Genomic DNA, 11658 nt, shown 5'->3' with positions numbered 1-11658 from the left:
AGCGACTCTACGCGTCACGGGTGCGCAGCACGGCCCACGCGCCGAGCAGGCCGGCGAACACCCAGCCGCCGAGCGTGAGGAGGGCGACAGGCTGCTCGAGCCCCGCGCCGGGGAGGATCGCACTCTGCGCCGCGGTCATCGGCAGGTATCGCGCGGCATCCGAGATCCACTGCCAGGCCTCGCCCGCGATGCCGAACATGCTCGCCACGATGGGCAGCACGAACAACAGGCCGACCGTCGCGGCGATGGCGCCCGCGCCCGAACGGATCATGAAGCCGAAGGCGATGCCGATCAGTGCGAAGGCCGACATCGCGACGGATGCGGCGAGGACGGGAAGGGAGGAGACGGATGGATCGCTCCAGTCGATGCTCTGGTCGCGGCCCGCGACGACCCCGGAGACGGCGAGGGCGGCGACGCCGAAGATCACGAGCGACGAGACGAACAGGAACACTGCCACGGTGAGAGCCTTGGCGAGGAGCACCGACCCCCGCACGGGATTGGCCGCGAGCGTCGATCGGATCATGCCGGTGGAGTATTCACCGGTGACGGAGATGGCGCCGAGGATGCCCGCGAGCAGCATGGTGAACTGGATGGGCATCACGACGGCCTGGATCGGCGTGAAGCCCGGAACGTTGGCGGCCTGCGCGATGAGCATCGCGATGCCGACGGTCAGCACCGCGACGATGCCGATGGACCACCACGTCGAGCGCAGGGTCGTGAGCTTGATCCACTCGCCTCGCACTGCGTGAAGAAAGGTCAGGCGGTGACCGGTCGCTGTGCGAGCCGGGGCCGCGGGAGGGGCCTGGACGGTCATGAGATCTCCTTGGTGCGGTACTCGACGGCATCGCCCGTGAGGGCGAGATAGGCGTCTTCGAGGGAGCCGGTCGTCGGCGTCAGCTCGTGCAGCGGGATGCCGCGCTCCGCTGCGAGGTCGCCGATGCGCGCGGCGGGGAGGCCCACCACGTCGAGGACGTCGGGCTGCACGCTGACGATCTCGACCTCGGGTCCGGCCACCGCCGCAGCGAGCTCGGACGGACGAGGCGTGCGCACCCGCACGGTGTTCCTCGTCCAGGCGCGTACCAGCTCGTCGAGCGGAGCATCCGCCAGGACCTGCCCTCTGCCCATCACGATCACGTGATCGGCGGTCTGCGCCATCTCGCTCATCAGGTGGCTGGAGAGCAGGACGGTGCGACCCTCGGATGCCGCGTGCCGCACGAACTGGCGCACCCAGCGCACGCCTTCGGGGTCGAGGCCGTTCACGGGTTCATCGAGGATGAGGGTGTGCGGGTCTCCGAGCAGCGCCGAGGCGATGCCGAGCCGCTGGCCCATCCCGAGCGAGAACTTGCCCGCACGTTTGCGTGCGACGGCGCCGATGCCGGCGAGATCGATCACCTCGTCGACCCGCGACGCCGGGATGCCGTGCGTCGCGGCCATGGCGCGCAGGTGGTTGCGTGCGGTGCGGCCGGTGTGCACGGCCTTCGCGTCGAGCAGAACGCCCACCTCACGGAGCGGAGCGGTGAGCGAGCGGTACTCCCTCCCTGCCACGGTGGCGCGTCCGGACGTCGGGCGGTCGAGGCCGACGATCATGCGCATCGTGGTGGACTTTCCGGCGCCGTTCGGGCCGAGGAAGCCGGTGACGGTACCCGGCTTCACGGTGAACGACACGTCGTCGACGGCGGTCTTGTCTCCGAACCTCTTCGTGAGGCCCTCTGCTGTGATCATGCGGTCCACGCTACGGTCGCGCCCCCGGCCGCCGCGTCCGCCTCAGGTACCGATGTGCCCGAACGACGCGTAGCACCCGGGGACGATGCGCCCACGCGCCGAGTCCTTCGTCGGGCTCTTCGCCCCGCAGAGCGTCGTCTCCGCTCAGGCGCGTCCGAAGAGCGCTGGGTCGACGGGGCGCCGCGCGCGAGGGAGCTTCTCGACCACGAGGAGGTAGGACTCCGTGACGAGCTCGGCGACGAGATCTGGTTCGAGACTCGGCCCCGGCATCAGCGTGATCCAGTGCTTCTTGTTCATGTGGTACCCGGGCACGATGTCGGCGAAGGTCTCGCGCAGCGCGACGGCATCGTCGGGGTGGGACTTGAGCGTGACACGTCCGGTTCCGTCGAGCGGGATCAGCAGGAACACGCGCCCCCGGACCTTGTACACGTCCCATTCCGGTCCGAACGGGTTCTCCCGTGCAGACCCCGGCAACTCCTCCGCACGCGCGGAGGCGCATGCGATCAGCTCGTGGGAATCCATCTCGTATGGTCCGGCCCCGTCAGAAGAGACGGTCGGAGCCCTTGTCGTCGGAGCGGGGGACGGCGACCACTCTCTCGTCGAGCGACGCCGCGGCCAGCAGCGCCTCGTCGATGAGCTCACGGTCTCCCTGCGCGGCGAGCCACTCCCGCGCGAAGGTCGTCGGGATCAGCACCGGCATCCGGTCGTGAATGGCGGCGAGGTGCTCGGGAGCGGGGCGCATGACGATTGAGTAGCACGTGAACCACTCGCCGTCGGCCGTGCGTCCGCGCTGCGTGACGGCAGCCATGCCGAACAGCGCTCCCGAGTCGAGGCCGAAGTCGTGCCACACCCGCTCGGGCTTCTTCAACTCGTACCACCCGGTGGCTGGCACGAGCGCACGCGCCTTGAGCGCCCCCGGGCGTTCCTGCAGCCGCTCGGAGCGGGTGTTGATGGAGGGGAAGCGCGCGGGCTGCCCGTCGACGAGGAACCCCCACCAGGCCGGCTCGAGCGTCGTCTCTCCGTCGACCTCGCGGAGCACGGGATTGAGGTTGCGGAGGTTCTTGCCCGTTGGTCGCAGCGTCTCGCCGGCGTTGCCCTCGGCCCACGAGCGCAGCCCCTCGAGCACGGCGTCGTCGACACCGTCGAGCAGCTCGGTCTCGGTGAATCGCGGATCCAGCCCATAACTCGCGCACATGCCGTCAGCGTAGCGCCGGGCGCCGACACCGGCTCGGGTAGGGTCGACAGGTGACCGACAGCCGACGCCTCCCCGCCCCCGTCGCCCTGGGCGGGGCCGTCGCCATTGGCGTCATGACCGCTGTCCAGGCACGCGTGAACGGTGTGCTCGGGGTGCGGGTCGACAACGGCATCGTCGCCGGCTTCATCTCCTTCTCCGTCGGCCTGGTCGTGCTCATCTCCGTGATCCCGCTGCTGCCGTCGGCCCGGAGCGGAGTCGTCCGGCTGTGGCGGGGCATCCGCACGGGCGACGTGCCGTTCTGGATGCTCCTCGGCGGTGCATGTGGCGCGCTCACCGTGTCGACCCAGGGCGTCACCGCCGGGGTGCTGGGCGTCTCGCTCTTCACCGTCGGAGTCGTCGCGGGGCAGACGCTGCACGGTCTCGTCCTCGACCGCATCGGCTTCGGCCCCGCAGGCGTCGTGGCCGTGACACCAGGACGCGTGCTCGGAGGGCTGCTGGCGCTCGCGGCCGTGGCGATCTCGCTCAGCGGCGACGTGCTCGCCACCGCGCCGCTGTGGATGCTGCTGCTGCCCTTCGCCGCAGGCGTGGGCATAGCCTGGCAGGCTGCGGCGAACGGGCGTCTCGCTCAGCGCGTGCAGTCGCCGATCACGGCCACCCTGATGAGCTTCCTCGCGGGAACGGTCGCCCTCGCGCTCGCCGCAGGCGTCAGCATCCTCTTCCGGGGCGTGCCCCAGGCGCCTCCCGCGGAGCCGTGGCTCTACCTCGGCGGACTGCTGGGCTTCGCCTACATCCTGCTCGGCGCGTTCATCGTGGCGCACACCGGCGTGCTCCTCATGGGGCTCGGATCGGTGCTCGGTCAGCTCGCGGCATCCGTGGGCATCGACCTCGTGTGGCCGGCGGCATCCGGACCAGCGCCATGGCAGATCGCGGCGATGGTGGTCGTCGCCGTGGCCTCGGTAGTCGTGGCGGTTCCTCGTCGGCGCCGTCGGGCCAGCCGCTAGTCGTCCTTCGCGGCGGCCTTCGCGGCCTTCTTCTTCGCCTTCTTCGCCCGCTTCTCGGCTTTCTCGGCCGCCTTCTTCTCGGCCTTCCTGGCGGCCTTCTCGTCCGCAGGCACCGGCGCGGCGGCTGCGGCCGTGCGCTGCGCGGTGTCCGGCATCCGGGTGAGGAGGCCCTCGGCGTCGACGGGCTTCCGGCGACCGGGACCCTTGCCCTCGGGCTTGCCGCCCACGTAAAGCCAGCCGAGCAGCTCCTCGTCTTCACGCAGCCCATGCGCCACGGCGACGGCCCTCGCCCTCGTGTAGTGACCGGTGCGCCAGATGACGCCCCAGCCGGCCTCGTCCAGGAGCAGGCTCAGCATGTGCGCGACGCCGGATGCCACGGCCTCCTGCTCCCACCGCGGCACCTTCTCGCTGTGCCGGTAGCTGGCCACCACGGCGATGAGGAGAGGCGCGCGCAACGGCTTCGACGACGGCGACTCGTCTCCCTGCGCCACGGCGATGGCCGCGCCCAGCCGTTCGCGGTCGTCACCGCGAAGCTCGATGAGCCGCCACGGCTGCAGCGACGAGTGATCGGCGACCCGGCCCGCCGCGGCGACGAGGGGCAGCAGCTCCTCATGCGTCGGGGCCTCGGCGGTCACCTTCGACCAGGACTGCCGTGCGCGCACGGCCTCCAGCGCGCTCACGACGCGTCGGGCGTGAAGTTCAGCGCGATCGAGTTCATGCAGTAGCGGTCACCGGTCGGCGTGCCGAAGCCGTCGGGGAACACGTGCCCCAGATGCGAGCCGCACGCCGCGCACCGCACCTCGGTGCGGACCATGCCGAGGCTCGTGTCCTCGAGCAGCTCCACAGCGTCGGGGCGGATCGACTCATAGAAGCTCGGCCATCCGCATCCGGAGTCGAACTTCGTGCCGCTCTTGAAGAGCTCGGCGCCGCACGCGCCGCAGGTGTAGAGTCCCGCGCGCTTCTCGTCGAGCAGCTCGCCCGTCCACGCGCGTTCGGTCGCCGCCTGGCGCAGCACCGCGTACTGGTCGGGCGAGAGCTCCTCGCGCCACTCGTCTTCGCTCTTGTTCACGCTGTAGGACATGACTCCATTCTCCCCCTTCCGGCGGACGAGCGGGCGCCTGCGGACACAATGGAGGGATGACGGATGCCGTGCAGCAGCGCTTCGCCCGCTTCGCCCGTGAGGAGGCTCCGGGCCGGAGCGAGCTGTACCGGGAATGGGCCGCCGGCGTCGCGGACGACCGAGCCGTGCGAGATGTCCTCGCCCGGATCCCGGAGACGCGCCGCCAGCCGCCGCTCGTCTTCGCCGTGACCCGGATGCTCGGCGCGCCGCTGGCGGGCTACGGCACCTGGCGTGCGTTCCTGCTCGCGCACGCCGACGCCGTCGTGGAGGAGTGCGCGTCGCGACGGCTGCAGACGAACGAGCCGCTGCGGCTCGCGCCGCTTCTGCCCGTGCTCAGCGAGCTCTGCGGTCCGCTCGCCCTGCTCGAGATCGGCGCCTCGGCCGGGCTGTGCCTCTACCCCGACCGCTATTCGTACCGTGTGCGGGGAGCTTCCGGGGAGCTCCGAGCGGCCGTCGACCCCGTCGACGGCCCGTCGAAGGTCGTGCTGGAGAGCACGGTCACGGGCCCGCTCCCCGAGATGCGGATGCCGGAGGTCGTGTGGCGGGCCGGCATCGATCTGGCTCCGCTCGACGCGAGGCTCGACGCCGACCGGCGGTGGCTGCAAGCACTCGTCTGGCCGGGGGAGGCGCGAAGGGCGGAGCGGGTGGCCGCGGCCCTCGACATCGCAGCATCCGAACCGGCGCTCCTCCTGACGGGAGACGCGGGGGACAGGCTCGACGAACTGGTCGCGGCCACGCCGTCGGATGCGACGCTCGTCGTCACCACTCCCGGCGTGCTCGTGCACATCCCGCGAGAGCCGCGTGCCGCTCTGGTCCGTCGTCTCCAGGAGCTGGATGCGCACTGGCTCACGATCGACCCGCCTGCACTCCTCGACGTGTGGCGGCCGGCCGTCGATGCCGCGTCGTGGGACGGCTTCGTCGTCGCGCTCGACGGTGGCGTGCGCGCGTCCGCCGATCCGCTCGGGAGGACATGGGAGTGGCGCGCGGGTGAGATGCGCTCTGCGACGTAGCCTGGAGCCATGCTGGGAGAGCTCACCGACCGCGATCGCGCGATCCTCGCGATCGAGACGGCATGGCCGCGGCACAGCGGCACCAAGGAGGAGCTCATCCGCGCCCAGCTCGGCATGAGCGCCGCGCGGTACTACCAGCTGCTGGGCCGCCTCATCGAGTCGGAGGCGGCGCTCGAGTACGACCCCCTGCTGGTCGGACGGCTCCGTCGGCTCCGTGACGCCAGGGCGTCGAGACGTCGTGCGCGCACTCCGGGGTTCGCCGGCTGAGCGACCGGGTGCTCCGGGCCTCCAGCCGCGCGCGGCGCTGCGACGGAGCCGTCGCGGATGGCGTCGCGATGCGGAATCCCAGGCACGTGCCACTAGCATCGAGGGGTGTCCAAGCCCTCCCGAGACCGATTCGATGACGTCCCCCGTTCGTCCGGGCGCGTAGGGGCGCACCGCGCCGAGGCCCCGGGCATGAACGGCTGGGTCGTTCTGCTGTGGTCGTTCGTCGCCGCCCTCGTCCTCATCATCGCGGGGATCTTCGGATCCCTCGTCGTGATGGGACGCATCTCGCTGTTCCCCGACGCCGCACCCACCTCCGTTCCGACGCCCGAGGAGACCGGCGTCGTCGACACGAGCTACTCCGTGATGATCCTCAACGCCTCGCCGGATGAGGGACTCGACGCCCAGCTGCGCGACCAGCTGATCAACGAGGGATGGGCCGCCGACACGGTGTTCGCGAGCGACAGCGCGAGCCAGGACTTCGAGACGACGACGGTGTACTACGTGGCCGACGAGGACGAGGCGGCCGCGATCGGACTCGCCGGTCTCATCGGAGGTGCCGACGTGCAGCAGAGCGACTTCTATGCGGGGCAGAACGACACCGGCGGCAAGCAGCTCGTCGTGGTCATCGGCCTCGATCGCGCCGGGGCGGCGGGGGAGACCCCGGCACCCTGACCCGCGCCCTCCCGGCGGCTTGCACTCGAAGGTGTCGAGTGCCAGAATGGCGTTAGCACTCGCTGACTCTGAGTGCTAAACCCAACGTCTACGTCCAGGAGGGACGACAAAACTCATGGCAAAGATCATCGCTTTCGATGAGGAGGCCCGCCGCGGCCTCGAGCGCGGCCTGAACATCCTCGCCGACGCCGTCAAGGTGACCCTCGGCCCGCGTGGCCGCAACGTCGTGCTCGAGAAGAAGTGGGGCGCCCCCACGATCACGAACGACGGTGTGTCGATCGCCAAGGAGATCGAGCTGGACGACCCGTACGAGAAGATCGGCGCGGAGCTCGTCAAGGAGGTCGCGAAGAAGACCGACGACGTCGCGGGTGACGGCACCACCACCGCCACGGTCCTGGCACAGGCCCTGGTCCGCGAGGGTCTGCGCAACGTCGCGGCCGGCGCCGACCCCATCTCGCTCAAGCGCGGCATCGAGAAGGCCGTCGCCGCCATCACCGAGGAGCTGCTGAGCAACGCCAAGGAGATCGAGTCGAAGGAGCAGATCGCCGCGACCGCGTCGATCTCCGCCGCAGACCAGGCGATCGGCGAGCTCATCGCCGAGGCCATCGACAAGGTCGGCAAGGAGGGTGTCGTCACGGTCGAGGAGTCGCAGACCTTCGGCACCGAGCTCGAGCTCACCGAGGGCATGCGCTTCGACAAGGGCTACCTCAACCCCTACTTCGTCACGGACCCGGAGCGCCAGGAGGCCGTCTTCGAGGACCCGTACATCCTCATCGCCAACCAGAAGATCTCGAACATCAAGGACCTTCTGCCGATCGTCGACAAGGTGATCCAGGACGGCAAGGAGCTCGTCATCATCGCCGAGGACGTCGAGGGCGAGGCTCTCGCGACGCTCGTGTTGAACAAGCTCAAGGGCATCTTCAAGTCGGTCGCCGTCAAGGCTCCCGGCTTCGGCGACCGCCGCAAGGCTCAGCTGCAGGACATCGCGATCCTCACGGGTGGCCAGGTCATCACCGAGGAGGTCGGCCTCAAGCTCGAGAACGCGACGCTCGACCTGCTCGGCCGTGCTCGCAAGGTCATCGTCACCAAGGATGAGACCACCATCGTCGAGGGTGCCGGTGATGCTGCGCAGATCGAGGGTCGCGTCACGCAGATCCGCCGCGAGATCGAGAACACCGACAGCGACTACGACCGCGAGAAGCTGCAGGAGCGCCTCGCGAAGCTCGCCGGCGGCGTCGCCGTCATCAAGGCGGGTGCCGCGACGGAGGTCGAGCTCAAGGAGCGCAAGCACCGTATCGAGGACGCCGTCCGCAACGCGAAGGCGGCCGTCGAGGAGGGCATCGTCCCCGGTGGTGGCGTCGCGCTGATCCAGTCGGGTGCCAAGGCCCTCGAGGCGCTCTCGCTCTCGGGCGACGAGGCGACCGGTGCGAACATCGTCCGCGTGGCGATCGAGGCTCCGCTCAAGCAGATCGCTCTCAACGCCGGTCTCGAGCCGGGCGTCGTGGCGAACAAGGTCGCCGAGCTGCCGGCTGGTCAGGGCCTCAACGCCGCGACCGGTGAGTACGGTGACATGTTCGCACAGGGCATCATCGACCCGGCGAAGGTGACCCGTTCTGCGCTGCAGAACGCCGCCTCGATCGCCGGTCTCTTCCTCACCACCGAGGCCGTCGTCGCCGACAAGCCCGAGAAGGCCGCCGCTCCCGCGGGCGACCCCACGGGCGGCATGGATTTCTGAGTCCGTCGATCCTCTGACAGCAGCGCCCCGGCCGATTCGGCGGGGGCGCTGCCGCGTCTTCGGCTGTGGTCAGCGGAAGAGGCTCGCCGAGTACAGGTCGGCATCCGCGTACTGCGTGGCGGCGCCGCCCAGCGACGAGCCGATCGACTCGAGCGACTGCTCGACGTGCAGCGCCGTGCCGCGCCACTGCTCGACGCAGCTCTGGAACGCGCTCGACGCGGTCCCCGTCCACGACGACTGCAGCTGCGTCAGCTGCGCCGTCAGCGTGGTGGATTCCGTGCGCAGACGCTCCATCGTGGCGATGGCGGCGGCCTCGGCGGATCGGACCGCATCGGTGTCGACGGTGAAGACGGACATGGGATCTCCTCTCGTTGGGCTTCCGACGATAGGAGCCGGCGGACCCGCGAGAAGGGAACATTCCACCGATCCGCCGGATGCTGTGCACAAGCACCGCAGCGGCCTCGCTGTGCAGGGGGAGTCGAGCGACCGGGCCCGCCGCGGGCTCAGAGGTCCAGCGGGTCCAGCGGCTGCGTGTCCTGCAGCAGGTGCGCCGGCGTGGCGCGGGCGGGGGCCAGCGGGAGCGTCACGGTGAACGTCGCGCCGCCGCCCGGTGTCTCCGAGACGGTGACGCTGCCGTGCAGGGCTTTCACGATCGAGGCCACGATGGCGAGACCCAGACCGGAGCCTCCCGTCTCTCGAGCACGCGACGTGTCGGCGCGCCAGAAGCGCTCGAAGATCTGCTCGCGGATCTGCGGCGGGATGCCCTCGCCGTGGTCGACGACGGCGATGCTGCCGGTGCCCTTGACACGGTCGGCGTCGACGACGATCTCGATCGGACTCTCCTCGGGCGAGAACCGACGGGCGTTGCCGAGGAGGTTGGTGACGACCTGCCGCACCTTGTTCTCCTCGCCGAGCACGATCGGCGGCGTGCGCACGGGGATGTCCGTGGCCTCGGTGAAGTCGATCGCGGGCACCTGCGGGGTGCGCGGGCGGCGGCGGAGCCGCGAGAGCGCGGCGCGCGACAGGCCGCGTGGCGCCGGTGGCTGAGGTGTCGGCTCGGTGCGCGGGGTCACCTCGATGAGCGGGGCGTCGACGGTGCGGTCGACCACGGTCACCGTGCGCCCCGGTGCGGCGGCGCGCACGTCGAGGGCCGCGTCGCGTGCGATCGGGCGGAGGTCGAGAGGCTCGATCTCGATCTCGCGTTCCTCGTCGAGACGCGCGAGCGCCAGCAGATCCTCCACCAGCACGCCCATGCGGATCGCTTCCTTCTCGATCCGCTCCATGGCCCGCGCGGTGTCTTCCTCGCCCTTGATCGCGCCCATGCGGTAGAGCTCGGCGTAGCCGCGGACGCTGACGAGCGGCGTGCGCAGCTCGTGGCTCGCATCGCCGATGAACCGTCGCATCTGCTGCACCGTGCGATCGCGCTGGGCGAGCGAATGGTCGGCCCTGTCGAGCATGGCGTTGATGGCGGCATTGAGGCGCCCGACCTCGGTCGTCGGCTCGAGATCGGTCAGGCGCTGGCTGAAGTTGCCCGCGGCGATGGCCATGGCCGTGGACTCCACCTGTCCGAGCCGCCGGAACGTGAGAGTGACGAGCCCCCGGATCAGCAGCGCCGCGATCACGATGGTGATGAGCGCCACGGTGATGTAGATGCCGAAGTACTGGCTGATGATCCTGTCCGCGGCCGACAGGGGCATGGCGACGAGCTGCACCTGCAATGCGCCGCCTTCGCCCGTGGTGCTCGCCACTGCGGCGCGGAAGGTGGCGCCCTTGGTGCCCTCGAGCGTGAACTTCGCGTCGGCGTTCGCCTGCGCTTGCAGCGGCGTGTAGGTCGACGGGAAGAGCGGGGTGGCCGCGCCGTTGCCCCCGCCCGCCGTCGCGCGCAGGACTCCTGCGGCGTCATAGATGGCGAAGAAGAAGTCGCGCGGCGGTTCCTTCGGTCGGTAGACCGGTTCGCCGCTCGACGTGTCGACGTCGAAGTACCGCCCGGTGAGGTCGGACGACACCAGGGCGGGCAACTGCGCGTCGATGTTGTCGACGAGCGTCGTGCGCAGGATAGGCACGGTGCCGAGGCCCGCGACGAGGAGTCCGAGGGCGAGCACCGCGACCGTCACCCCGGTCACCTTCGCGCGCAGGCTGATCGCCCGCCACCAGCGGGTGACCGCGTCAGGCTTGTGCGCCATGCGGCCCTCCCATGGTCGTGCCGAGATCGTGTGCTACTTGCCGACCTTGAGCATGTAGCCGAAGCCGCGCTTGGTCTGGATGAGCGACTCCTCGGTGTGCGGGTCGATCTTGCGGCGGAGGTACGAGATGTAGCTCTCCACGATGCCGGCGTCGCCGTTGAAGTCGTACTCCCAGACGTGGTCGAGGATCTGCGCCTTCGACAGCACGCGATTGGGGTTGAGCATGAGGTAGCGCAGCAGCTTGAACTCGGTGGGGCTGAGCTCGATGGACTCCTTGCCGACGTGCACATCGTGCGTGTCCTGATCCATGGTCAGCTCGCCCGCGCGGATGATCGACTCCTCGTCGGCCTGCATGGTGCGACGAAGGATGGCCTGGGCCCGAGCGACGATCTCGTCGAGGCTGAACGGCTTGGTGACGTAGTCGTCGCCGCCTGCGTTGAGTCCCTCGATCTTGTCCTCGGTGCCGTCCTTCGCGGTGAGGAACAGGATGGGCGCGGTGAACCCGGCGCCGCGCAGGCGCTTGGTGACGCTGAACCCGTTCATGTCGGGGAGCATCACGTCGAGGATGATGAGGTCGGGCTCCTCCTCCAGCACCGCCGAGATGGTGGCGGCGCCGTTGGCCACCGTCTTCACCTGGAACCCGGCGAAGCTGAGACCCGTTGAAAGCAGGTCGCGGATGTTCGGCTCGTCGTCGACGACCAGGATGCGCGCAGCAGTCATGTCCCCATTATGGTGACTCGGGCCATGCGCGGG

General features: G+C 70.0%; 13 protein-coding genes and 1 pseudogene. 5 read left to right on the top strand and 9 right to left on the bottom strand.

Annotated elements, in window-relative coordinates; all coding sequences use genetic code 11:
• Positions 1-7: 7 nt before the first annotated feature.
• From AB663_RS16515 to AB663_RS16500, 4 genes are all read right to left on the bottom strand, one after another.
• Positions 8-814, bottom strand: coding sequence for an ABC transporter permease (locus AB663_RS16515; protein WP_067201760.1), 807 nt, complete (start codon positions 812-814; stop codon positions 8-10).
• A complete protein-coding gene (locus tag AB663_RS16510; protein ID WP_067201756.1) occupies positions 811-1722 on the bottom strand; it encodes an ABC transporter ATP-binding protein in 912 nt (303 codons plus the stop codon). Before AB663_RS16510 ends, AB663_RS16515 begins: the two co-directional genes overlap by 4 nt.
• Positions 1723-1866: 144 nt before the next feature.
• Positions 1867-2244, bottom strand: a complete 378-nt coding sequence (locus tag AB663_RS16505; RefSeq protein ID WP_067201753.1) for an MmcQ/YjbR family DNA-binding protein — start codon at positions 2242-2244, stop codon at positions 1867-1869.
• A gap of 19 nt (positions 2245-2263) precedes the next feature.
• Positions 2264-2917 carry an SOS response-associated peptidase family protein gene (locus AB663_RS16500; protein ID WP_067201750.1) on the bottom strand — a complete coding sequence of 218 codons (654 nt, stop codon included), beginning with the start codon at positions 2915-2917 and terminating at the stop codon, positions 2264-2266.
• 50 nt (positions 2918-2967) lie between these two features.
• Between AB663_RS16500 and AB663_RS16495 the strand changes: the two genes are divergently transcribed.
• Positions 2968-3918: a DMT family transporter gene (locus AB663_RS16495; RefSeq protein ID WP_067201746.1), complete on the top strand. Its 951-nt coding sequence runs from the start codon at positions 2968-2970 to the stop codon at positions 3916-3918.
• A 149-nt stretch (positions 3919-4067) separates the two neighbouring features.
• Here the strand turns inward: AB663_RS16495 and AB663_RS16490 are convergent.
• Positions 4068-4598: pseudogene (locus AB663_RS16490) on the bottom strand (nitroreductase family protein); the annotation flags it as partial.
• Positions 4595-4999, bottom strand: a complete 405-nt coding sequence (msrB, locus tag AB663_RS16485; RefSeq protein ID WP_067201743.1) for a peptide-methionine (R)-S-oxide reductase MsrB — start codon at positions 4997-4999, stop codon at positions 4595-4597. The gene msrB and the pseudogene AB663_RS16490, both read right to left, overlap by 4 nt.
• A 56-nt stretch (positions 5000-5055) precedes the next feature.
• On the opposite strand from msrB, the gene AB663_RS16480 reads away from it, so the two are divergent.
• From AB663_RS16480 to groL, 4 genes are all read left to right on the top strand, one after another.
• Complete coding sequence (locus AB663_RS16480) at positions 5056-6048, top strand: DUF2332 domain-containing protein (RefSeq protein WP_067201740.1); 993 nt, start codon at positions 5056-5058, stop codon at positions 6046-6048.
• Between the two features lie 9 nt (positions 6049-6057).
• Positions 6058-6315: a DUF3263 domain-containing protein gene (locus tag AB663_RS16475; protein WP_067201738.1), complete on the top strand. Its 258-nt coding sequence runs from the start codon at positions 6058-6060 to the stop codon at positions 6313-6315.
• A gap of 105 nt (positions 6316-6420) precedes the next feature.
• On the top strand, positions 6421-6987 hold the full coding sequence (locus AB663_RS16470; RefSeq protein ID WP_335338556.1) for a LytR C-terminal domain-containing protein: 567 nt from the start codon (positions 6421-6423) through the stop codon (positions 6985-6987).
• Between the two features lie 115 nt (positions 6988-7102).
• Positions 7103-8722, top strand: coding sequence for a chaperonin GroEL (gene groL / locus AB663_RS16465; protein WP_067201732.1), 1620 nt, complete (start codon positions 7103-7105; stop codon positions 8720-8722).
• A gap of 69 nt (positions 8723-8791) precedes the next feature.
• On the opposite strand, the gene AB663_RS16460 is transcribed toward groL, so the two are convergent.
• From AB663_RS16460 to AB663_RS16450, 3 genes are all read right to left on the bottom strand, one after another.
• Positions 8792-9079: a WXG100 family type VII secretion target gene (locus tag AB663_RS16460; RefSeq protein ID WP_067201729.1), complete on the bottom strand. Its 288-nt coding sequence runs from the start codon at positions 9077-9079 to the stop codon at positions 8792-8794.
• A 146-nt stretch (positions 9080-9225) separates the two neighbouring features.
• Positions 9226-10905 carry a sensor histidine kinase gene (locus tag AB663_RS16455; protein WP_083511296.1) on the bottom strand — a complete coding sequence of 560 codons (1680 nt, stop codon included), beginning with the start codon at positions 10903-10905 and terminating at the stop codon, positions 9226-9228.
• A gap of 33 nt (positions 10906-10938) precedes the next feature.
• On the bottom strand, positions 10939-11625 hold the full coding sequence (locus AB663_RS16450) for a response regulator transcription factor (RefSeq protein WP_067201725.1): 687 nt from the start codon (positions 11623-11625) through the stop codon (positions 10939-10941).
• Between the last annotated feature and the right edge of the window lie 33 nt (positions 11626-11658).

Origin of the sequence: Microbacterium sp. XT11, from assembly GCF_001513675.1 — a bacterium.
Taxonomy (GTDB): domain Bacteria; phylum Actinomycetota; class Actinomycetes; order Actinomycetales; family Microbacteriaceae; genus Microbacterium.
The sequence above is the reverse complement of the archived record's forward strand: the minus strand, read 5'-3'. Positions and strand labels throughout refer to the sequence as shown.